Raw genomic sequence first — 23,478 nt, forward strand, 5'->3', positions numbered from 1 at the left:
ATTTCTAGATTTGTATCAAGCTTTCAAAGCCATTGTTTTCTTTTAAAGCTACATGGCCCATCTTGTTGACGGTAAAGTAGAAGTGTGATAAATTCATCTTAACAAGTTACTTTACCTAAGTAAAGTGGTAGAGTGGTAAAAAGGTAAAGGATTTATACGGAAAGAGGTGTTAATATGTTTTTGCCAGCAGGAAGCCAGGACGAAGTTGGACAACAAATAAACAAGCGATTTCGGGCATTTGAAATTTTCACCAAAATTACCGAAAGGCGAAACTATCAACCGATTTCAACGCCGGTCGTCGAATATGCTCAAACCTTTACTAATTCATTCGCAGGAATGGCTTTGCAGCCGATGCTAAAATGGTTTAACCATGAGGGAGAAATCGAGGTGCTTCGGCCCGACTGGACAACAGCTATAGCCCGGGCATTAGTGAAACAGCCACATTCAGAACATAAATGGTGCTACCAGGGGTCTGTATTCCGCAGTGACAAACAAGGAATGGAAAGCAGGCAGGCCGGAATAGAAATCGTGCATGCTCCTTCATTTTTGGGAGAAAGTGAATCCTTGCTTACAGCAGTTGATTATTTAAATGCATTAGAGGTGGATGACTACTTAATCGAGTTGGGGCACTCAGAAATTTTCGAAGAACTGACAGCACCATTAAAACTTGATCCTTTTCAATCGGAGAAACTGAGACTAGCGATGCATGACAAACGAAAAGATGAAGTTTTCCATTTGGCAAGCCATGCAGGTTCACAGACAATCGCTGAAGAATTGACAGAACTGGTAGATGCATACGGGTCTGCAAAAATGCTGGAAGACTATGAAAAACACTGGAAAAATAATCAGCGTCTCCTCGAAATCGTCCGGCATCTGAAAAGCTTGGCAAAGTTATTGAGTGACTGTGGCATCAATGAAATTTTGGTGGATTTAGGAAGGGTGAAGAATCTTCCTTACTATTGTGGAACGATGTTTAGGGGCTACCTCAGGGAGAATGGCTCCACTTGCTTTTCAGGAGGCAGGTACGACAAATTATATGAGCAATTTGACGAACGCCATTCAGCTGTAGGACTTGCATTCGACGTGGATATATTATCAGGACAACTTGCCCCTGCACAGAACCGGGAGAAAATTTGCCTTTGGGCTTCACCGGAAAGCCATGCATATGCTGAAAAGATCCGTACAGATTTTCCTGATAAGATTGTAGACATCCGTTACGACTTACCGGACAACGAGTCATCGCATTATGACCGGATAATCGAAATAACGAAAAAAGAGAATCGTTGGAAGGTGTTGGAACGATGAAGCCGTGTATTGCATTAACCAAAGGGCGTTTGGAAAAACAATTTCTTGAATTTTTTCAATCATTGGAATATGACGTCATCCCGTTGATGAACAAGGGAAGAAAGCTAAGGGTTGAAACGGAAGATTTCCAGTTCGTGTTTGCAAAAGGGGTGGATGTCACAACGTATGTAGAACACGGAATTGCTGACTTGGGAATAGTCGGCGAAGACATCCTAGCCGAATTTCAGCCCAATGTCTATAATTTGCTGCCTCTTCCATTCGGCAAGTGCCGGATGGCACTTGCCGCAGAAGCAGGAATTAACTGGCCCGAGCGTAAACGTACAATTGCAAGTAAATATCCTAACATTACCAAAGAATTTTTCAGACAAAAAGGAGAATCGGTCGACGTCGTAAAACTAGAAGGTTCAGTCGAGCTCGCTCCGATTCTCGGATTGGCCGATGGAATTGTCGATATCGTGGAAACCGGTACGACTTTAAAAGAAAATGGGCTGGTCATAAAAGAAGAGTTTCATCAGTATAGTGCGCGATGCATCGCGAACCGTTCCTCTTTAAAATTAAAGAAGGACCTGCTGGCACCTGTAGTAGACACATTGCAGAAAGGAGTGCCTGTCCAATGATTCCCATTTATTCGGCTGAAAAATATAAGGAGCTGTTCTTGAAAAGGAAAATGCGCAGTCGGCTTGATAACGATATTTTACAAACTGCTAAACAAGTAATCGATGATATTCGGACAGATGGTGACGAAGCTTTAAAACGATATGTGAAAAAATTTGATGGGGAAGTACCTGTCGCTTGGCGGGTTGAAGAGCAAGAACGGCAGCAGGCGTGGGAGACGGTATCTGAAGAGGTTGTCGCTTCGTTGAGGGCCGCTGCTGACAACATTAAATCCTTTCACAAAAAACAGTTGCAAAATACACGGTTTATGGATATGACTGAAGATATTATGTCCGGACAATTATACCGGGCTATTGAACGGGCGGGAATCTATGTACCAGGCGGTACAGCCAGCTATCCATCAACAGTATTGATGAATGCGATACCTGCTGTTCTGGCAGGCGTCAAACAAGTGATCATGGTGACACCAGCAAGAAATGGAGAAACCATCTCACCGGTATTGTCGGTTGCCGCAGACATTGCGGGAGTCGATTCTATTTACAAAATCGGCGGAATACAGGCTATAGCAGCATTGGCTTATGGAACAGAATCCATTCCACCAGTAGATAAAATCGTCGGTCCGGGCAATGCCTATGTAGCTGCTGCCAAGTCATTGGTTTTTGGGGATGTAGGCATCGACATGATTGCCGGACCCTCTGAAGTGTGCATAATTGCCGATGAGACGGCTGATCCAGCATTTGTCGCAGCAGACATGATCGCCCAGGCTGAGCATGATAAAGCTTCCAAGGCGGTGTTGTTCACTACTTCTCACAGCTTAGCCGAAACGACTAGTGCACAGATAAAACAGCAATGCACCAGCCTGCCAAGACGGGAAATTGCCGAAGCTTCCTTATCAGAAAATGGAGCAATTGTACTGGTGGACGATTTAGACGAGGCGTTTACACTGGCAAACCGGCTTGCCCCTGAACATTTGGAAATTCAGACAGCTGCACCGCTTCAACTGCTGGGAAAAGTTCAAAACGCAGGTTCTGTTTTCCTCGGCAGTTATACGCCGGAAGCATTGGGCGATTATTACGCAGGGCCCAACCATGTATTGCCAACAGCTGGCACAGCAAGATTCTCATCCGGCTTGTCTGTAGACGATTTTATAAAAAAAACAACCTTTCTTTATTATTCGGAAAAGGCTTTGCAAACAGCGTCCGCCCATGTGTGCAATGTAGCAGAAACAGAGGAACTTGAGGGGCATTCACGAGCGGTGAAACAAAGAGCGGGCAAGAGAGGGGGGAGTGGAAAAAATGAGAACAGCGAGTAAACAAAGAAAAACCAATGAAACGGAGGTCAATGTCGATTGCAATCTTGACGAGGCAACTGTTGTGTCAGTCTCAACTGGAGTGGGATTTTTTGATCATATGCTTGAATTGTTTGCCCGTCATGGAAGAATTGGACTCAAAGTAGAAGCAGACGGTGACTTACATATTGATAGTCATCATACTGTGGAGGACGTGGGCATTGTTTTGGGGCAAACCATACGGACTGCTCTGGGAGATAAACAAAAAATCAACCGGTATGGCCACGCGTATGTGCCAATGGATGAATCACTTGGTTTTGTGGCTATCGATATTAGCGGGAGGCCGTTTCTCGTTTTTGATGCAGCGTTTTCTGCTCCGAATTTAGGAAACTTTGATACAGAATTGGTAAGGGAGTTTCTTCAAGCATTTGCTTTTCAAGCAGGGATCACCTTGCATGCGAAGGTTATTCATGGTTCCAATACGCATCATAAAATAGAAGCAATCTTTAAAGCTCTCGGAAGGGCTTTTGCTGAAGCGGTTGCCATCAATCCGCAAATTGATGGAGTGAATTCTACAAAGGGGCTCATCGAATGATTGCGATTGTTGACTATGGAATGGGGAATGTAGCAAGCGTGTCGACAGCTTTGCGTAAGCTCGGGTATGAAGCGATGATCACCGATGACAGGGAGGCATTGCAGAAGGCCACCCACATTGTCCTTCCGGGGGTGGGGTCTTTTCAAGCGGCCATGGAAGAAATAGAGGAAAGAGGGTTAAAGAACCTGCTTCGTGAAATGGCAGAGAAAAAACCTTTCTTAGGTATCTGTCTGGGAATGCAACTTTTGTTTGATGAAGGGTTTGAAGGTGGAGAAACAGAGGGGCTTTCTATCCTCCCCGGCACGATCAATAAAATGGAAACAGAACATATCCTGCCGCATATTGGGTGGAATGCCTTGGAAGCCGAAGGAGAAGGGAATCCGTTCTCGCAATTCACAGGAAAGCACGTTTACTTTGTCCATAGCTTTGCTGTAAAAACAAAGGAAGCTTATATTGCGGCAACAGCTGATTATGGGATGACTGTTCCGGCCATTGTGAGAAAGGGAAATGTTTATGGTATTCAGTTTCATCCAGAAAAAAGCGGAGAAGTCGGCATCGATATTTTAAAGACATTTCTTCAGGAGGCAGCAAAATGAAAATTATCCCAGCAATAGATTTAATAGATGGAAAATGCGTCCGTTTATATCAAGGAGATTTTTCCCGTACTACCCAAGTGGGGATGGAGCCGGAAGCACAGCTGAATGCATTCATCCGCGACGGAGCCGATATGATTCATATTGTTGATTTAGAGGGTGCACGGAGTGGCAAAGGCAGCCAGCTGGAACTTATCACTCGCCTGTGTGGTTTATCATCGGTTCCGATCGAAGTCGGCGGCGGGATCAGGAACATGGAAACGGTAGAGCGTTTACTAGAAGCAGGTGCTTCCAGATTGGTTCTCGGAACTTCTGCACTTGAAGACGGTGCTTTTTTGAAAGCTGTCCTGAAAGCATACCCTGAACATATTGTCATTGGGATCGATGCTAAAGCTGGCAAGGTCGCAGTAAGAGGATGGGAAACGGTTTCGGAGATTGACTTTATCGATTTTGCCAGAAAAATGGAAGAACTAGGGGTTAAAACAATCGTGTTTACCGATATTTCCAAAGACGGCACTTTGAGTGGTCCTAATTTACAATCTTTACAGGAAATTTCCCAAGCCGTGGACTGCAAAATAGTTGCTTCCGGTGGAATTAAAGATATGGAGGATATCCGCAACTTGGAAAAAATCGGAATCGAGGAAGCGATTGTCGGAAAAGCGATTTATGATGGACGAGTCTGGATAAAGGGGGATGTCGGTTGATTGTCAAACGAATTATCCCGTGCCTGGATGTAAAAGAAGGAAAAGTAGTGAAAGGAACCAATTTTGTTTCGCTTAGAGAATTGGGAGATCCAGTTGAAATGGCATCTGCTTATTCCCAGGCAGGCGCTGACGAAATTATATTTTTGGATATTTCAGCTACCAATGAGGGAAGGGAGACGATGATTGATATTGTCAAAAAGACAGCGGAAACAGTATTTGTCCCCTTTACTGTAGGGGGAGGGGTAAAGTCGATCGATGATGTAACCAGGCTTCTACAAGCTGGAGCGGACAAAGTGGGAATGAACTCGGCAGCTGTCGCAAATCCTGCTTTGATTCGGGAAGCTGCCAGTCGTTTTGGTTCTCAATGTGTGGTTGTAGCCGTGGATGCAAAACGTTTTGAAAATAGTTGGCATGTCATGACTCATGGCGGCACCAAGGATAGTGGTATTGATGTGTTAGAGTGGGTAAGAGAAGCAGAACTGCAAGGTGCAGGGGAGATTTTACTGACAAGTGTTGACACCGATGGGGTGAAAGACGGATTTGACCTTGAATTGACCAGGGCTGTAGTGGGAGCTGTCCGCATCCCCGTGATAGCCTCAGGTGGTTGCGGCGAGCCCGAGCACTTCAGTGAAGTGTTCCGGGAAACCGATGTTTCCGCTGCTTTGGCTGCATCCATCTTCCATGAAGGAACTTTTTCGATTGACCAAGTAAAGCAAAGCTGTGCGGAACAAGGAGTGGATATACGTGAAGCCGGACTTTTCTAAAGGATTACTGCCTGCAGTCATCGTAGATGATTTGTCAGGAGACGTATTAATGGTTGCTTATATGGATGAAACAGCTTATCAAAAAACGATGGAAACGGGACAAACATGGTTTTATTCCCGTTCCCGTCAGGAATTGTGGCATAAGGGGGCTACTTCTGGAAATTATCAATCTGTCCAATCGGTATTTCTGGATTGCGACCGAGACACACTACTGGTACGGGTGAATCCTCAAGGACCAGCTTGTCATACGGGGAAAAGAAGCTGCTTTTTCTATGAAGTGACTGGTGAAGGGATAAAGGAAGTACAGAAAGAAAAAGGAAAGAAAAATATTTTTGATCAAGTAATAACAGAAATCCAGAATCGGAAAGCATTCCGTGTAGAAAACTCTTATACCAACTATCTTTTTGATAAAGGCATCGATAAAATCGGAAAAAAAGTGATTGAAGAAGCCGGCGAGGTTGTCATAGCAGCTAAAAATAACAATAAACCAGAAGTCATAAACGAAGTAAGTGACTTATTGTACCACAGTCTTGTTTTGCTCGCAGAACAGGATGTTCCACTTGATGCTGTAAAAAAAGAGCTGGACAGAAGAACGAACAAAAAGGGAAACAGTAAAGGCGACCGGCCTGAAATTGAAAATTGGTGAGGAAGGAAAAGCACGTTGGCCCATGGTGGTTAACGTGCTTTTTGTTGAACAAAGAAGGCGGCTGGTTGGCCCATTTGGAGTGGTGATAGTAAAATAGGACTTAGCAAAAAAATAATGAAGAACGGGGGATAAAACAGTGGAGATGAAAATCGGGGAACACATTGGAGTTTTTCGTACATATGAGTCGGAAGACTTTGATCAGATCCAGAACCTGAACAAAAAGGAAGGATGGAATAATCTAGTCGCCAATTGGGAAACGACAAAACGGGCATGGGAGCAATCATCAATCGCTTACGTTTTGGAAGATAGAGGAAAAGTGGTCGGATATGTCAGAGGTTTGACGGATTCAGCAGTCACATTGTACATTTGTGAACTGCTGATTGCAAAGCCATATCGCGGGACGGGCCTCGGCAAAAAAATAATCGACCAAGTCTTCCATTTTTATCCGGAGACAAGAATGGAGATGCTGGCAACAAGCAGCTCAAAGAAATTTTATGAAAAGAGTGGCTTCCGCCCGTTTTATGGCTTTAGAAAAACGATAGAGGAATAATACTACAAACCACCATGAAAAAGGAAGGTGAACAGCAATGAGGTTGAGCATTCTGGACCAATCACCCGTGTCACGGGGAGAATCCCCGGCACAAGCGTTACAACATACAATCAAACTTGCTCAGGAAACAGAAAGGCTGGGTTTTACCAGGTACTGGGTTGCCGAGCACCATAGTACCAGCGGTCTGGCTAGTACTTCTCCGGAAGTCTTGATCGGTCAAATCGCTGCACGTACCGAAACAATCAAGGTAGGGTCTGGAGGTGTCCTCTTGCCCCAATACAGTCCGCTTCATGTAGCTGAAAACTTTAAAATGTTAGAGGCCTTTTACCCTGGCAGAATCGACTTGGGACTGGGAAGGTCGCCAGGTGGAAATCAGACAACAAGAATGGCGCTGACCGATGGACAGAAAAAAAGTCTTAGTTCCTTTCCGCGGCAGACCGCGGATTTACAAGGTTTTCTACATAATTCGCTGCCAACAGATCATCCGTATAAAACCGTGAAAGCTGGTCCGCGCATCGATACTGCACCGGACATGTGGATATTGGGACTTTCAGAGAGGGGGGCTAAAAATGCCGCCAACCTTGGGGTGGGTTTCACGTACGGACATTTCATCAATCCAGAGAACGGAAAGGCTGCCATCGAAGCATACAGGGAACGATTCAAGCCATCAGCTTTTCAATTTGAACCCAAAGTAAATGTCTGTGTGTTTGTGGTTTGCGCGGATACAGAAAAACAAGCGGAAGAATTAGCGATCAGCCAGGACGCATGGCTGTTGAATGTCGGGAAAGGAAGGGATACAAAGGTACCGTCAATCGAAGAAGTGAAAAAAAGGTCTTTTTCGATCGAAGATCAAGAAACAATAGCAAAGAACCGAAAACGTGCGGTTATCGGGAACCAAGAACAGGTAAAGCGACAATTGGAGAAACTGGCAGAGGAATACCAAACGGATGAGCTGATGCTTATAACCAATATCTATGATTTCCAAGCAAAGCTTCATTCTTATCGGCTATTGGCAGAAACCTTTTCTTTGTCTGATTAAAAAAGAATACCATAAATTTATTATGTAAACTAAATTGTCGAATGGTATTAGTTGAATAAAAGAGAAGGTTCCACCAATAAAATAGAATGAAATGGTGTCGCCTTCTCATTATCCAGATTATATGATTGTTGCTTTGTATGACTAATCATAAACTCCTTTTTCTTGGCTTATCTCTGAAATATAAGAGCTGGTTACAGTAAATAAGCTGCCTGAAGAGGTTGACCTGTATGACTCAAGCCCAATGGTTTTCGATAAATTCGTCTCTTCCCGATTTAGCCCTGTCTTCCTGATAGTATTTTTTATTTTTCTTATAAAAGTCCTGATGGTACGTCTCAGCACGATAAAAGGTACTTGCAGGTAGGATTTCTGTTACGATGGGCTGTTGGAATCGACCACTGTCTATGATGGATTGCTTCGATTGTTCCGCCAATTGCTTTTGTTCTTCATCATGGTAGAAGATGGCGGCACGGTACTGACTGCCCCTGTCATGAAATTGTCCTCCATCATCTGTCGGGTCAACCTGCGGCCAGTATATGTCCAGCAGCTGCTGAAAAGAGAAAACATTCGGATCATAGCTTATTTGAACCACTTCAAAATGGCCAGTCTTACCTGTTTTCACTTGTTCGTAGGTCGGATGTTTAACATGCCCACCCATATATCCTGACACGACTTGATGAATGCCCTCAAATTGGTCGAACGGTTTCACCATGCACCAAAAGCAACCACCTGCAAATGTAGCCAAAGCGGTTTGTTTACTCATGTTCTGCCACCTTCTGTTCTTCTGAATTGTAAAATTAACTATATCACAGGGAAAAGAAATCTATCAATTTAATTGTTTTGGCCAACTTTTCTACGTAAGGGGATTTGTATGTTAAAATATAGATTGGTATGATTTAATTCACTGTATATTAAGGGAGAAAATGATATGGATAAACAAAATAGCGTTTTATTAGTCGATGGAATGGCATTGTTATTCAGGGGTTTTTATGCCACTTCCTTCTCAGGTAATTTCATGGTAAACAGCAAAGGAATACCGACGAACGGTATTTTTGGTTTTTTAAAATATTTCTTGGATGCTGTCGCTACATTTCAACCAAGTCATGTCATCTGCTGCTGGGACATGGGCAGTAAAACCTTCCGTAATGAGCTTTATGCCCCTTATAAAGCCAACCGAGGAGAACCGCCGGTCGAGCTGATTCCTCAATTCGATTTGATAAAAGAAGTGATGGAAGCTTTTGATGTTCCGAATGTCGGCACGAAAGGATTTGAAGCCGATGATTGCATCGGAACGCTCGCTCGACAGTATGGCAAAGAACATCAAGTAGTCATTTTGACCGGGGACCAGGATATTCTCCAGCTGGTGGATGATCAAGTTTCCGTGGCTATCATGAAAAAGGGGCAAGGGAATTACGCAGTATATAAAAAGGATACATTTCATGAGACGAAGGGAATCTCTCCTTATCAAGTAATTGAGATGAAAGCGTTGATGGGAGATACATCAGACAATTATCCAGGTGTGAAAGGGATAGGTGAAAAAACAGCTTTGAAATTGTTGATGGAATTCGGTTCTATTGAGGAAATTCTTGCTAATCTGGAAAAACTTTCGAATGGCATCCGAAAAAAAATAGAAGAAAATCTGGATATGCTTCATTTATCCAGAAAACTGGCAGAAATTCACTGTGAGGTACCAATTGAATGTGCACTGGAAGATGCTATTTGGGAAGTGAACACGGAAATGATCCACCATAAATTTGCAGAGTTGGAACTCCGTGGTTTCTCTAAAATGCTTAATCAGGTCGGATAAAACCAGGTATCAACCCGGCTTTTGTTGTGGATAGGAGGAGAAAAAGTGCTGATCGGTAATCATGAGGTGCACGGCAAAGTGATCGATAACGCAACCAGGTGTGAACACTATCATTCGGAACTTGATATCATTGCGATCAAGTTCGCCTGTTGTCATGCGTACTATCCTTGCTATCGCTGTCATCAGGAAACAGCCGGACATGCCGCAATAGTATGGCCGAATACAGATGGTAAGAAAAAAGCCGTATTATGCGGAAATTGTCACAGAGAACTGACCATTGAAACGTATAAAGGAACAGATATTTGCCCTTATTGTCATGCTGCTTTTAATCCAGGTTGTAACTTGCACTATCATTATTATTTCGGATAAAAAGCCAACAATTCTGCCAAACTATAGGTGGAGGTGTTTCATAATGGCTAGAGAAAAAAAGCGTGACAGAGGACAGACAGCGCCTAGTGTAAATTCCCAAGGGCTTACAGAAGATACTGCAGATCAAAGGCCGCATTCTGATTTAGAAGCAAAGGCAAAAAAAAGCAATACCAAAAGGTAAAAGTGGCCATCAGGCTTATTATCTTTTGGAGGACAACGTTCCCATTTAATAGAAGAAAAAATATTAATAGACAGCGAGGCAGGGCCGAAAGCATAGCCGTCAAAGCAGAACCGAACGATGATTCGAGAATCCTAAGCATTCGATCTCATTCGGTTTTGCTTTTTTTACCATCAGATTTAATAATATCCTCAAGTTGCGGAAGTTCGGTTATTGCAATTGATTTGTGTTCTGTCCCACTCATTTTTTAGCATAGTATAAGAAGAGATTTTACTGAAATTGTTCCAGCACGGAAAAGAAGTCCTGGACAAACTGGTAAAAAACTTTTTCCGAAGGAGCGAGATTTCTGGTTGCCGGCTTTATAATTCCAACTGTACGTCTTAAATGCGGTGTATCAATCGTTATTTTTTTCGTGAATCTCGGGGTGGACTCAGAAAAGACACTCTCCGGAAGAAGCGTGACGCCAATACCTGCTGATACAAGCCCTTTAATCGCATCCAAATCTTCTCCTTCCGAAGAGATCCTAGGCGTGAATCCAGCCTGGCGGCATCCGTCCATGGCAATTTTACGCAGAATAAATCCTTCTGGAAACAGAACAAACTCTTCATTTCTCATATCTCTTAAATGCAAGCTTTGTCTCTCTGCCAATCGATGGGAAGCCGGTACAAGTGCCGAAATATCCTCAGAAAAAAGAATCCGTCCATCTATTTCCGGATCGTTCGTCAATACCGGCCCCAAAAAGGCTAAATCCAATTCCCGTTTCTTCACAGCATCCACCAAATAATTATAAGAACCTTGTCTCAGCTGGAAAGCGATATTCGGGTACTTTTTCTTGAATTCCGAAATGACCGCAGGCAGCAAATGGCTGGCCAGACTGGTCGGAAACCCAATTTTAATCGTTCCCCGCTCCGGATCCAGGTGTTCATCGATTTGTTTTTTTGCATGATCGATGGCTTTCATCGCTGTTTTGGCATGCGTCAAGAATATTTTTCCTATTTGTGTCAGTTTTACATTGCGGCCTTCCCGCTCGAATAAAGCAACTCCTAATTCCGCTTCCAGATTGGCAATCTGACGGCTGATGGCCGATTGGGCCACATGCAGATGGACAGCAGCTTCTGACACATGTTCCCTTTCTGCAACTTCCATGAAATACCGTAATTGTCGTAGTTCCACAGGCTCACCTTTTTCATTTATCTCGAAATGAGATAGTTTTAATCTATATTATATATTGTTTGGATGAATAAGAAAACCTACAATAGAAATAAGACACCTTAATTGGAATAGAGTGAACGGGGGCGTATATTATGACGTTTAATCAGATGCCTAAGGCACAAGGCTTATACAATCCTGAATTTGAACGTGATGCATGTGGAATTGGATTATATGCTCATATCAAGGGATTAGCAACACACGATATTGTGAAAAAAGGATTGCAAATGCTCTGCCAGCTTGACCATCGCGGCGGTCAGGGAAGCGACCCATTGACTGGTGACGGTGCTGGATTGATGGTTCAAGTTCCGGATACTTACTTCCGCAAGGTATGTACGGATATGCAGTTGCCGGAGTCAGGTAAATACGGTGTAGGCATGGTATTTTTTTCTAAAGATGAAAACGAACAAAAGCAAGTAGAAGGCTATGTAAACCATATTATCGAACAAGAAGGGCAGAAACTGCTTGGCTGGCGGGATGTCCCTGTGAATGTCAGAAATATCGGAATAAAAGCCCAAGAGACTTGTCCGGTAATCCGACAAGTATTCATCGGGGCTGCAGATGATTTAATCGACAATCTGGCTTTCGAACGCAAACTGTATGTCATTCGAAAGCAAGCAGAAAACTGGGCCCGTGAACAGGAGTATCGCTTCTACTTTGCCAGCTTATCCAGCAGGACAATTGTCTACAAAGGTTTGTTAACGCCTGAACAAGTAGATGAATTTTATTTGGATTTACAAGATGAATCGTTTGTCTCGGCGTTTTCTTTGGTACATTCAAGGTTTAGTACAAATACTTTTCCGACTTGGGAAAGAGCGCATCCTAACAGATATTTGATCCATAACGGAGAAATCAATACGATGCGTGGAAACACGAATTGGATGAAAGCGAGAGAGAAACAATTTGCTTCCAAAGTATTCGGAGAGGATTTGCAAAAAGTCTTGCCGATTCTCCATGCTGAGGGAAGTGACTCTGCTGTGTTGGATAACGCATTAGAGTTTTTCACCTTGGCAGGAAGAAAGCCGGCTCATGCTGCGATGATGCTGATACCAGAACCTTGGAAAAAAAATCCGCATATTTCTGCCGAAAAGCGAGCGTTTTATGAATACCACAGTACTCTGATGGAACAATGGGATGGTCCGACTTCGATCACCTTTACTGATGGTCGCCAAATCGGTGCAATACTTGACCGGAATGGTCTTCGGCCAGCCCGTTATTATGTCACCAAAGACGATTATATCATTTATTCTTCAGAGGTTGGCGTTATCGATGTGGAAGAAGAAAATGTGTTATATAAAGACCGTCTGAGTCCGGGGAAGATGCTGCTTTTAGACTTGGAAGAAGGAAGGATTATCTCGGACGAAGAGATCAAGTCAGAAATGGCTCAAGAAAAACCTTATCAGGAATGGCTGGATAATCAGCTTGTAAAAGTTTCGAATCAAGTCGAACAAGCAGATGCTAATCCTGCGGCCGATTTATTTACGCGTCAGAAAGCTTTCGGATATACGTATGAGGACGTCTATAAATATCTTGTACCGGTCGTAAAAGAAGGAAAGGATCCGATCGGTTCGATGGGTAGTGATATGCCGCTGGCTGTACTTTCCGACAGGCCGCAGTCCTTGTTCAATTACTTCAAGCAATTGTTTGCCCAAGTAACAAATCCGCCGATCGATGCATACAGGGAACAAATCGTGACGTCGACCATGACATATCTAGGCCCTGAAGGGAACATCCTCCACCCTGATCAAAGCAACTGCCACCGGATACAACTGGAAACACCGGTGCTGTCCAATCTTCAGCTGCAGGAATTCGTCGAAGATAAATATGAGGGTTTCAGAAGCAGAAAAATAGCTTCTCTGTTTGAAGAAAGCTTAGAAGAGGGATTGCAAAATCTTTTTGAAAAAGCAGATCAGGCAATAGCCGAAGGAATCAACCTGCTTATCTTATCGGATAAGGAAATGACCGAACAGAAAACAGCTATTCCGGCATTGCTAGCTGTCAGTGCCTTGCATCAATATCTTGTGCGACAAGGGAACAGGACGAAAGTCAGCATACTGATGGAAACAGGTGAAACACGCGAGGTCCATCACTTTGCAGCTCTGATAGGGTACGGAGCCGATGCGATCAACCCGTACCTTGTGTTTGAAACATTCAAGCAGGTGATTGCCGAAGGAAACCTGGAATTAAGTTACCAGGAAACAGCGGAAAAATACATCGCAGGCATTACGGAAGGCGTAGTAAAAGTGATGTCAAAAATGGGAATATCTACTATTCAAAGTTATCGGGGAGCGCAAATTTTCGAAGCTGTCGGTATTAGTAAAAGAGTAGTCGATGAGCATTTTACTGGAACTGCTTCCCAAATAGATGGTATCGGCCTAAAAACGATTGGTTCGGAGGCAAAAAAACGGCACGATGGTGCTTTTGCTGAAACAATAGATGAAACACTTGACTCCGGAAGTGATTTTCAGTGGAGAAAAGGCGGCGAACATCATGCATTTAATCCTAAAACGATCCACACGTTACAGTGGGCTTGCAGACGAGGGGATTATAATTTGTTCAAGGAGTACTCCAAAGCCGCCGATGGAGAAAGGCTTAATTTTTTAAGGAATTTGTTCACCTTTAAATCGGACAACAAGGCAATCCCTCTAGAAGAAGTCGAATCTGTCGAAGCGATTGTCAAACGGTTTAAGACGGGTGCCATGTCTTTCGGTTCTTTAAGTCAGGAAGCACATGAGTCTTTGGCGATAGCAATGAACCGTTTAGGAGGAAAAAGCAACAGTGGAGAAGGAGGAGAAGATCCCCGGCGGTTTATTCCGGATGAAAATGGAGATTCTCGCAAGAGCGCGATTAAGCAAATAGCTTCTGGGCGTTTTGGCGTAAAAAGTCATTATTTAGTGAATGCAGAAGAATTGCAAATTAAAATGGCCCAAGGAGCGAAACCGGGAGAAGGCGGCCAGCTTCCAGGCAACAAGGTTTATCCTTGGGTTGCGGATGTCCGCGGTTCAACACCTGGTGTTGGGTTGATTTCACCTCCTCCGCACCATGATATCTATTCGATCGAAGATTTGGCACAGCTTATTCATGATTTAAAAAATGCCAATCGTGAAGCAAGAATCAGTGTCAAATTAGTGGCTAAAGCTGGAGTAGGAACCATTGCTGCAGGTGTAGCCAAGGGGGCGGCAGATGTCATTTCCGTCGTCGGATATGATGGCGGCACTGGTGCTTCCCCTAAAACAAGCATCAAACATACCGGGCTGCCTTGGGAGCTTGGATTGGCAGAGGCTCATCAAACGCTGATGCTCAATGGACTTAGAGATCGCGTGGTATTGGAAACTGATGGAAAGTTAATGACAGGCAGGGATGTCGTCATGGCTTCCCTGCTCGGTGCTGAAGAGTTTGGGTTTGCCACTGCTCCCCTGGTCGTATTGGGTTGTGTCATGATGCGTGCCTGCCATCTGGACACTTGCCCAGTAGGGGTTGCCACCCAAAATCCTGAATTACGGAAAAAATTCATGGGTGATCCAGATCATATCGTAAACTATATGCGTTTTGTTGCACAGGAAGTACGCGAAATCATGGCTGAATTAGGTTTCCGTTCTATCGATGAAATGGTCGGGAGAACAGAAGTTTTAGAAATAAGCGAACGTGCGTGCCAACACTGGAAGGCAAAAGATCTAGATTTAACGCGGCTCATCCACCCTGTTGAAGGGGTAAGAACTGTCCAGACGGCTCAGAACCATAAGTTGGAACAATCTCTGGACCTTACAAAAATACTTCCAGCTGTACAACCGGCATTGCAGCGTCAGGAAAGGGTAGATGTCTCCTTCCCGATCCGCAATACCAATCGAGTAGCAGGGACTATCACTGGCAGCGAAGTATCGAAGCTGTATGGTGAAGAAGGTTTACCAGAAGATACGATTACGTTGAGATTTACCGGATCTGCAGGTCAAAGTTTCGGCGCTTTTGTTCCGAAAGGTATGTCTCTCCTATTGACAGGTGACGCTAATGACTATGTCGGAAAAGGGTTATCTGGAGGGAAAATTGTTGTTTCTGCTCCTGCAGAATCGACAGTCTTTGCCGATAGCAATGTTATTGCGGGCAATGTGGCTTTTTATGGCGCTACTTCCGGCGAAGCCTATATAAACGGTCTCGCGGGCGAACGATTTGCTGTGCGTAACAGTGGTGCAAAAGTGGTAGTCGAAGGGATTGGCGACCACGGATGCGAATACATGACTGGTGGACGCGTCGTCGTTCTCGGCGAAGTCGGAAAAAACTTTGGAGCAGGTATGTCAGGTGGTATCGCCTATGTTTACACGGATGATAGGGAGCGGTTCGAGTATTTAACGAATAAAGAAATGATCGAATTCGAGATGCTTGAACATGAGAAAGAAATCGAAGAAGTGAAAGCGATGGTAGAAAACCATTATCATTACACTTCCAGCAGTAAAGCAGCCGCCATTCTATCTGACTGGGATCATGCAGTCGGTAAGTTTGTCAAAGTCATTCCAAAAGATTACAAACAAACATTGGAACATATCGAGGGGCTGAAAGCATCTGGATTATCGGATGAAGATGCGAAAATGGAGGCGTTCAACGCCAAGAAAGACAAAAAGGTCATCCCTGCACAGAAAACAAAAAAACAGGTAGTTGTACACTAAGAAAGGAGACTAGAATATGGGAAAAGCAACAGGTTTTATCGAAATTAAGCGGGAAGAAGCAGCCGAACGGGACCCAAAAAAACGCTTAAACGATTGGAAAGAATATTCTGCTCCTTTCTCGGATGAACTAATGAGCAGACAAGGGGCACGGTGTATGGACTGCGGTACTCCTTTCTGCCATATCGGCACTGAAATCAACGGGGCTACCTCCGGTTGTCCCGTCTATAATCTGATTCCCGAATGGAATGATTTAGTTTACCGTGGAAAGTGGAAAGAAGCATTGGAACGTTTGGAAAAAACGAACAATTTTCCAGAGTTTACCGGACGGGTTTGTCCGGCACCATGCGAAGGGTCTTGTACGGTGGCTATTTCCGATCCAGCTGTCACCATTAAAAATATCGAACGGGCGATTATCGATAAGGGATTTGAAAATGGCTGGATCACTCCCCGGATCCCAGCGAAGCGCACCGGGAAAACAATCGCTATTGTCGGTTCAGGACCCGCAGGAATGGCAAGCGCTGACCAACTAAACCAGGCAGGTCATACGATAACTGTTTTTGAGAAGGCTGACAGACCAGGTGGATTGCTAATGTATGGCATTCCGAATATGAAGCTCGAAAAAGAGGTAGTAGAGCGTAGAATCGACTTGTTAAGACAAGAAGGAATTGACTTTGTTACCAGTACAGAAGTAGGGAAAGACATCACGGCTGAAGAATTGAAAGCTAAGTATGATGCTGTCATTGTTTGCACGGGCGCTCAGAAACAGCGTGATTTACCATTACAAGGAAGAGAAGCTGAAGGAGTTCACTTCGCAATGGATTACTTGACGGCTTCCACAAAAAGTCTGCTTGGAACAAAATTGGAAGAAGGAGAATGGATAGATGCGGAAGGGAAAGATGTCATCGTAATCGGCGGAGGAGACACAGGCGCTGATTGCATCGCCACTGCATTAAGGCAAAATTGTAACAGTATTGTGCAATTTGGCAAGCACCCTCAACTTCCTTTGGCACGAACTGAAGATAACGCTTGGCCGGAGTTTCCAAAGGTTTTCAGTGTCGATTATGCACATAAAGAAGCAGAAGCAAAATTCGGGGAAGATCCACGGCAATACTCCATTCAGACGAAGAAATTCGTCAAGGACGAGAATGGTAAATTAAAAGAATTGCATACAGTGCAAATGAAAAAAGTCACCGACGAATCCGGCATGTTTGTGTATGAGGAAGTACCAGGCACGGAAAAAGTATGGCCAGCACAGCTCGTCTTAATCGCAATAGGGTTTGAAGGGCCTGAACAACCGGTTCTCCAGCAGTTTGGCGTTGATACGGATAACCGGAAAGTTAAGGCTGTTTATGGCGAATTTTCTACTAATGTGGAAGGTGTATTCGCTGCTGGCGATGCACGCAGAGGGCAAAGTTTGATTGTTTGGGCAATTAATGAAGGCAGGGAAGTAGCGCGGCAGGTTGATCACTATTTAATGGGGTCTTCCTCGCTTCCTTCTGTTGCTGCTATGTAAATGATGGTAGGATAGAGACCTTGTTTCCTGATAGGAAAACAAGGTCTTTTCTCTCATGGTTGATTTGTCGGAGCTATGTATACCGTTGAGAAGAAAGCATTTAAACTATAAAAAGAGTTTTTTCTGGTTGTTTTTCCTTCCTATTTCGTACTACAATGTTTTTTACAAACAATTTTGAAAAAAGGCTCTTTTGAATAGGTTGTTGTTTTAGACAAATGAAGGAGGAATCTGCGAACTAGTGGGTTTTCATTGTATTTTCTTTTGCAAGGGGGGTACGCCTATTCCGGCAGCATATTAGTACTCAACCTGGAACTCACATATGGATATCACTTAAAATCGCAGTTTTTAACCAGGTGTGCTATAAAGCAACAAACCATACAAAAAAGCTTTGAATAATAACTACATATAAGCAGGGAGTCATGAACATGGAAAAAATCAAAATTACGAAATCAGAAACAAGCAAAACGAAACCTACGACTGATCAATTGGAGTTTGGAAGAATTTTTACAGACCATATGTTCATCATGGATTATTCTACAGAAAAAGGCTGGCATGATCCGAGAATTATCCCCTATCAGCCTCTGACACTTGATCCAGCATCTATCATTTTCCACTATGGTCAGACGGTGTTTGAAGGGTTGAAAGCCTATTTGACACCTGATAAAAAGGTTAAACTGTTTCGTCCAGAAAAAAATATGAAGCGTTTGAACCGATCAAATGATCGATTGTGCATCCCTGCCATTGACGAAACATTAGCCTTGGATGCGATCACAACATTGGTCGCGTTGGACAAAGACTGGGTACCTGCTGCAGAGGGAACTTCCTTGTACATCAGACCGTTTGTCATTGCTACGGAACCCTATCTTGGAGTTGCGCCTTCACAAAGTTATCAGTTTATCATCATCCTTTCACCAGTGGGTGCCTATTATAAAGAAGGAATCAACCCAGTTAAAATTGCAGTAGAAAACAAATTTGTCAGAGCTGTATCCGGAGGAACGGGTGAAGCGAAAACCGCAGGAAATTATGCTTCCAGTTTAAAGGCACAAGAATTGGTAGCGGACAAAGGGTATGCACAAGTACTTTGGCTGGACGGCGTAGAAAAGAAATATGTTGAGGAAGTAGGCAGTATGAACGTTTTCTTCAAGATAGACGGGGAAGTCATCACCCCTGCCTTGAACGGCAGTATCCTGGAAGGCGTCACCAGAAGTTCTGTAATCGATTTGTTGAAACATTGGAATTATCCTGTTAGCGAACGACGAATTTCTATTGAAGAAGTCTTTGAGGCTGCAAAAAATGGCAAATTGGAAGAGGCTTTCGGTTCAGGAACAGCCGCAGTCATTTCTCCGATAGGCGAATTATCCTGGAATGGGGAAAATATTGTAGTGAACGGAGGTAAAACCGGTAACGTTGCCAAACAGCTTTATACGACATTGACCGGAATACAGACAGGAAAACAGGCGGATCCATTTAATTGGACGATAAATATTGAGTAACGCAAAAGTGGCATAATAGGGACGACAGATATAAACACGAGGAAGAAGGTCAGCGATGAAGTTAAGTATTTTGGATCAAGCGCCGATTTTTCCCGGACATACAGCACGTGAAGCTTTACTTGCGGCCGGTGAGCTTGCAAAACTAGCCGACGAATGGGGATATACTCGTTACTGGATGGCAGAGCACCATGATAGGCAGGATATAGCTTGCTCCGCTCCGGAGACGATACTGGGTTTCCTGGGTGCTATCACGGACAACATCCGAATAGGCTGCGGCGCCGTTCTGCTGCCTCACTACCAACCATACAAGGTGGCAGAAGTTTATAACCTGCTTGCTGTCTTATACCCAGGGAGAATCGACATTGGGATAGGTCGTGCACCCGGTGGATCTCCGGAGGCATCCATTGCTCTTTCGGGCAATTTTTTAGAGAATGTCAAAAAAATGCCGGAGAAAGTAACAGAATTACTTCATTTTGTACGAGATGATTTTCCAGAAAACTCTTTTTTTGCCGATACGAAAGCGACACCACTTCCGGATAATCCTCCGATTCCGTGGACACTTGGTACGAGTGAAAAGAGTGCCGAATTGGCAGCACAAAACGGTACTGGTTATGTCTTTGGTCAATTCATGAGCGATAAGGATGGAGCTGCGGCTGTAAGACGATACCAGAATCTCTTTGAACCGGGACCGGAATTCAGCTCTCCATATACCATTTTAACTGTCAATGCTCTGTGTGCAGCCACTCAAGAAAAAGCGGAGGATGTTGCGTACGCTGTCATACATAATAAAGTATTGGCGGAAAAACAATTAGTGAACGATAACGGTGTTTTAAACGAAGAAGACGAACAGAAAGTACAAAACTTGTTAAAAAAAGTCGTGGTGGGAACCCCTGACTTTGTCAAAAGGAAATTTGAAGAACTCCAATCTTGTTTTCAAGCAGATGAAATCATGGTGGTTACTTATACAAATGACTTCCAGCAACGAAAAGAGTCCTATCGGTTAATATACGAAAACATCCTGAAAGGGAACAATCAGCAATCGTAAGCAGGCAGTAGTGGGCTCTAATTATAAAGGCTAGACAGCAAAAACCGTACGATGTTTCGAAAGCATAACTTTCGAGATCGTTCGGTTTTCCTTTTTTGTAAAACCAGCATTTAATATATATGGTTCTAAACTGAATGTGGTGGTATGTCCAGCTTCAGCGCCTACCCCCTCGAGGCCTTAAGCCATTCCTCTGTGTGGCAACATGCGCCACGTCGAGGCTTATGCTTTCTAAGGATGTTGAAGCCATCTCAGTGGAAGCGTTGTATCCTACCCTGCGGATTCATATGTCTCATCCTCTTTTTCATTCCCCAAAATAAGACACTGTTCTGGCAACTACATGATAGAAAAATAGGAAAAATCCATTTTCTTTCTTCTGTTTATTGCATGGAGGTATAAAAAATTTCCGCTTTTTCTTTTCCTTTATAGCAGTCTTCCGCAAAATTCGCTGTGAATTTTTTTCTTTCTATATGTTTAACAAGTTTAAACAGTGGTAACTAGTATTTAAGGTTACCATTACTAGAGTAACCAGCTACTACATATTTCGGAAGGAGGAACAAGATGGCGGATAATAACAGCAATACAAAAATGTCACGCCGGAAATTCATTAAAAACTCCGGCTATGTAGCAGGAGGTGCAATTGGAGGCGGTCTGCTGGGAACATTGGTGACAACCAGTGTGACAAACAATGGAAGCCAGACAGCATCCAATACAACGGATGGAGGTTCCAATCAGACGAACTTTAACAAAGCCTTGATGTACTTTACCAGACAAGAAGATTTTAACATACTTAGCGCAGCAACGGAAAGGATCTTCCCGGAAGACGATAATGGACCTGGCGCCATAGAATTGGGAGTTCCTTACTTCATTGATCACCAATTGGCTGGTGCGTACGGACATAACGATAAAGAGTACATGCAGGGACCGTTTTTTGAAGGATCCGATTTTCAGGGCTATCAAACGAGACTGAAACGACATGAAGTGTTTGATGTAGGGATACAAGCAATTGAAAAGCAAAGTCAACAAGACTTTGACGCATCTTTCGTTGATTTGGAAGGAAAACAACAGGACGAAATTCTCCAAAAATTCCAGGATGGAGATGTGGATCTCAAAGGGGTCACTCCAACCACATTTTTTGAGCTGCTTCGTTCTGCAACAATCGAAGGCGCTTATTCTGATCCGTTGTATGGCGGAAACGGAAACATGGCCGCTTGGGAAATGAAACAGTTTCCGGGAAGCCGGATGAGCTATCTCGATGAAATCGAGAAAGAGGACTTCATTGAGAAAGAACCACAGGCTTTAAGAGCGCATATCTCATCATAATTTGCATAGGGGGATGAAAAAATGGCAACACAATTGGATAAAGTCGAAGTAGTAACAGTCGGAGTAGGCTGGACAGGCGGAATTATCGCCGCAGAACTGGCTAAAGAAGGCGTGAAAGTAGTCGGACTTGAGCGGGGGAAAGAGCGGTCGACGGAAGACTTCCAAATGGTCCATGATGAATACAGGTATGCAATTCGTTATGATTTAATGCAGGACCTATCCAAAGAAACACTTACATTCCGAAATAACAGGGACGAACGTGCCTTGCCGATGCGACAGTTAGGTTCCTTTCTGTTAGGAGAAGGTTTGGGAGGGGCCGGTGTTCACTGGAATGGCCAAACCTGGCGCTTTTTGCCGTATGATTTGCAAATTAAGTCGATGACTGATGAAAAATATGGCAACAAATTAGGTGACGATTATACTTTGCAAGACTGGGGCATTACCTATGAAGAATTAGAACCTTATTTCTATCAATTTGAACAAACTGCAGGTATTGGCGGAGAAGATAATCCGATGGGGGCTCCAAGAAGCAATCCTTATCCAAATCCGCCGATGGTTGATACGCCGATCACAAAGAGATTTAAAGAAGCAGCGAAAAATCTGGATTTGCATCCTTTCCAAATGCCTTCTGCCAATATGACAGAAAACTATGAGAATCCGGACGGACAGAAAATGTATAAGTGTCAGTATTGCGGATTCTGTGAACGGTTCGGTTGCGAGTATGGTGCAAAAGCTTCCCCTAACGTAACGGTTATCCCTACAGCGCAAGCCACCGGCAACTTTGAATTAAGAACGGGTGCAAATGTTACGGAAATCCTGCATGATGGCAATCGGGCCACAGGGGTACGATATGTCGATGTACAAACAGGCGAAGAATTTGAACAGCCTGCTGACATCGTTGTTTTAACCAGCTATGTGATGAACAATACACGTCTTTTGTTACAGTCGGAGCTTGGACAACCATACGATCCGGAAACAGGAAATGGCGTAATCGGAAAGAACTATTGCTATCAGATTCTTCCAGGGGCAACCGGTTTCTTTGAAGAAGAGAAGTTTAATACCTATATGGGCGCAGGAGCACTAGGTGCTAGTGTCGACGATTATAACGGTGACAATTTTGACCACTCGGATGTGGATTTCATTCACGGTGCATCTGTTTCAATAACACAGACCGGTAAACGGCCGATTAACAATAACACGGTACCGAGTGGTACTCCAAACTGGGGACAGGAATTCAAGTCTCAGTCGATTAAATATTATCACCGTACCCTTTCTGTAGGCGGACAGGGAGCATCCATGCCACATCGAGATAATTACTTGAGCCTTGATCCAGATTATAAAGACGCTTACGGAAATCCGCTGCTTCGGTTGACGTACGATTACACCGAACAGGATCGCAAGCTACATGAATATATTTCCGAAAAATGCGCGGAGATACTGAAAGAAATGGGGGCGGACAACGTAGAGCCTCGTTCTATCAGTGATCATTATAATATTGTCCCTTATCAGACTACACACAATACCGGCGGAGTTATTATGGGCGACGATCCTGAAACATCAGCAGTCAATAATTACTTGCAGATGTGGGATGCGGACAATGTTTTTGTAGTAGGTGCCTCCGCCTTCGCGCATAATGGCGGCTATAACCCTACCGGAACAGTAGGAGCACTTGCATACCGTGCTGCTGAAGGCATTCTTAAATTCCGAGATGAAGATAGTCAGCTTGTACAAGCAAAGAAAGATAGCCAGTTAGCATAAGAAGCAAAGCTTTATTAAAGCTATCAAAAGGA

21 protein-coding genes are annotated in these 23,478 nt (G+C 43.8%); 19 read left to right on the forward strand and 2 right to left on the reverse strand.

Annotated elements, in window-relative coordinates; translation table 11 throughout:
- Positions 1 to 174 precede the first annotated feature (174 nt).
- The 10 genes from ERJ70_RS09690 (at position 175) to ERJ70_RS09735 (ending at position 8,099) form a co-directional block, all read left to right on the forward strand.
- Positions 175 to 1,305: an ATP phosphoribosyltransferase regulatory subunit gene (locus ERJ70_RS09690; RefSeq protein WP_209368904.1), complete on the forward strand. Its 1,131-nt coding sequence runs from the start codon at positions 175 to 177 to the stop codon at positions 1,303 to 1,305.
- A complete protein-coding gene (hisG, locus tag ERJ70_RS09695; protein ID WP_209368906.1) occupies positions 1,302 to 1,922 on the forward strand; it encodes an ATP phosphoribosyltransferase in 621 nt (206 codons plus the stop codon). The genes ERJ70_RS09690 and hisG overlap by 4 nt, the downstream gene beginning before the upstream one ends.
- The gene (hisD, locus tag ERJ70_RS09700; RefSeq protein WP_209368908.1) at positions 1,919 to 3,232 is read left to right on the forward strand and encodes a histidinol dehydrogenase; all 1,314 of its coding nucleotides are present in this window, start codon (positions 1,919 to 1,921) and stop codon (positions 3,230 to 3,232) included. Before hisG ends, hisD begins: the two co-directional genes overlap by 4 nt.
- Entirely contained in the window at positions 3,216 to 3,803 is a 588-nt protein-coding gene (gene hisB, locus ERJ70_RS09705; RefSeq protein ID WP_209368909.1) for an imidazoleglycerol-phosphate dehydratase HisB, read from the forward strand. Before hisD ends, hisB begins: the two co-directional genes overlap by 17 nt.
- Positions 3,800 to 4,399, forward strand: coding sequence for an imidazole glycerol phosphate synthase subunit HisH (hisH, locus tag ERJ70_RS09710; protein ID WP_209368910.1), 600 nt, complete (start codon positions 3,800 to 3,802; stop codon positions 4,397 to 4,399). Before hisB ends, hisH begins: the two co-directional genes overlap by 4 nt.
- Positions 4,396 to 5,100: a 1-(5-phosphoribosyl)-5-[(5-phosphoribosylamino)methylideneamino]imidazole-4-carboxamide isomerase gene (gene hisA / locus ERJ70_RS09715; RefSeq protein WP_209368911.1), complete on the forward strand. Its 705-nt coding sequence runs from the start codon at positions 4,396 to 4,398 to the stop codon at positions 5,098 to 5,100. The genes hisH and hisA overlap by 4 nt, the downstream gene beginning before the upstream one ends.
- A complete protein-coding gene (gene hisF, locus ERJ70_RS09720; RefSeq protein ID WP_209368912.1) occupies positions 5,097 to 5,864 on the forward strand; it encodes an imidazole glycerol phosphate synthase subunit HisF in 768 nt (255 codons plus the stop codon). The genes hisA and hisF overlap by 4 nt, the downstream gene beginning before the upstream one ends.
- Positions 5,845 to 6,510, forward strand: coding sequence for a bifunctional phosphoribosyl-AMP cyclohydrolase/phosphoribosyl-ATP diphosphatase HisIE (gene hisIE, locus ERJ70_RS09725; protein ID WP_209368913.1), 666 nt, complete (start codon positions 5,845 to 5,847; stop codon positions 6,508 to 6,510). Before hisF ends, hisIE begins: the two co-directional genes overlap by 20 nt.
- A 142-nt stretch (positions 6,511 to 6,652) precedes the next feature.
- Positions 6,653 to 7,060, forward strand: coding sequence for a GNAT family N-acetyltransferase (locus ERJ70_RS09730; RefSeq protein WP_209369274.1), 408 nt, complete (start codon positions 6,653 to 6,655; stop codon positions 7,058 to 7,060).
- Positions 7,061 to 7,097: 37 nt separating this feature from the next.
- Positions 7,098 to 8,099, forward strand: a complete 1,002-nt coding sequence (locus ERJ70_RS09735) for an LLM class flavin-dependent oxidoreductase (protein WP_209368914.1) — start codon at positions 7,098 to 7,100, stop codon at positions 8,097 to 8,099.
- A gap of 232 nt (positions 8,100 to 8,331) precedes the next feature.
- Here the strand turns inward: ERJ70_RS09735 and msrA are convergent, their stop codons facing one another.
- Positions 8,332 to 8,859, reverse strand: a complete 528-nt coding sequence (gene msrA / locus ERJ70_RS09740; RefSeq protein ID WP_209368915.1) for a peptide-methionine (S)-S-oxide reductase MsrA — start codon at positions 8,857 to 8,859, stop codon at positions 8,332 to 8,334.
- A 165-nt stretch (positions 8,860 to 9,024) separates the two neighbouring features.
- Between msrA and ERJ70_RS09745 the strand changes: the two genes are divergently transcribed.
- Genes ERJ70_RS09745 through ERJ70_RS09755 form a run of 3 tightly spaced genes read left to right on the forward strand, consistent with a single transcriptional unit; the run spans position 9,025 to position 10,453 of the window.
- Positions 9,025 to 9,903 (forward strand): 5'-3' exonuclease, encoded by an 879-nt coding sequence (locus ERJ70_RS09745; protein ID WP_209368917.1) that lies wholly within the window; start codon positions 9,025 to 9,027, stop codon positions 9,901 to 9,903.
- A gap of 45 nt (positions 9,904 to 9,948) precedes the next feature.
- Complete coding sequence (locus ERJ70_RS09750) at positions 9,949 to 10,272, forward strand: CHY zinc finger protein (protein WP_374099799.1); 324 nt, start codon at positions 9,949 to 9,951, stop codon at positions 10,270 to 10,272.
- A 43-nt stretch (positions 10,273 to 10,315) separates the two neighbouring features.
- A complete protein-coding gene (locus tag ERJ70_RS09755) occupies positions 10,316 to 10,453 on the forward strand; it encodes a hypothetical protein (protein ID WP_209368919.1) in 138 nt (45 codons plus the stop codon).
- Between the two features lie 267 nt (positions 10,454 to 10,720).
- Here the strand turns inward: ERJ70_RS09755 and gltC are convergent, their stop codons facing one another.
- Positions 10,721 to 11,623, reverse strand: a complete 903-nt coding sequence (gene gltC / locus ERJ70_RS09760) for a glutamate biosynthesis transcriptional regulator GltC (RefSeq protein ID WP_074597238.1) — start codon at positions 11,621 to 11,623, stop codon at positions 10,721 to 10,723.
- A gap of 131 nt (positions 11,624 to 11,754) precedes the next feature.
- On the opposite strand from gltC, the gene gltB reads away from it, so the two are divergent.
- From gltB to ERJ70_RS09790, 6 genes are all read left to right on the forward strand, one after another.
- Positions 11,755 to 16,317 carry a glutamate synthase large subunit gene (gltB, locus tag ERJ70_RS09765; protein ID WP_209368920.1) on the forward strand — a complete coding sequence of 1,521 codons (4,563 nt, stop codon included), beginning with the start codon at positions 11,755 to 11,757 and terminating at the stop codon, positions 16,315 to 16,317.
- A 16-nt stretch (positions 16,318 to 16,333) separates the two neighbouring features.
- Positions 16,334 to 17,830 carry a glutamate synthase small subunit gene (gene gltD / locus ERJ70_RS09770; protein WP_209368922.1) on the forward strand — a complete coding sequence of 499 codons (1,497 nt, stop codon included), beginning with the start codon at positions 16,334 to 16,336 and terminating at the stop codon, positions 17,828 to 17,830.
- Between the two features lie 419 nt (positions 17,831 to 18,249).
- Complete coding sequence (locus ERJ70_RS09775; protein WP_209368923.1) at positions 18,250 to 19,323, forward strand: branched-chain amino acid aminotransferase; 1,074 nt, start codon at positions 18,250 to 18,252, stop codon at positions 19,321 to 19,323.
- A gap of 55 nt (positions 19,324 to 19,378) precedes the next feature.
- On the forward strand, positions 19,379 to 20,368 hold the full coding sequence (locus ERJ70_RS09780; RefSeq protein ID WP_209368924.1) for an LLM class flavin-dependent oxidoreductase: 990 nt from the start codon (positions 19,379 to 19,381) through the stop codon (positions 20,366 to 20,368).
- Between the two features lie 558 nt (positions 20,369 to 20,926).
- Positions 20,927 to 21,688 carry a gluconate 2-dehydrogenase subunit 3 family protein gene (locus ERJ70_RS09785; RefSeq protein ID WP_209368925.1) on the forward strand — a complete coding sequence of 254 codons (762 nt, stop codon included), beginning with the start codon at positions 20,927 to 20,929 and terminating at the stop codon, positions 21,686 to 21,688.
- A gap of 21 nt (positions 21,689 to 21,709) precedes the next feature.
- Positions 21,710 to 23,446 carry a GMC family oxidoreductase gene (locus ERJ70_RS09790; protein WP_209368926.1) on the forward strand — a complete coding sequence of 579 codons (1,737 nt, stop codon included), beginning with the start codon at positions 21,710 to 21,712 and terminating at the stop codon, positions 23,444 to 23,446.
- The last annotated feature ends 32 nt before the right edge of the window (positions 23,447 to 23,478 follow it).

Origin of the sequence: Sediminibacillus dalangtanensis, from assembly GCF_017792025.1 — a bacterium.
In the GTDB taxonomy this organism is placed as follows: Bacteria; Bacillota; Bacilli; order Bacillales; family Amphibacillaceae; genus Sediminibacillus; species Sediminibacillus dalangtanensis.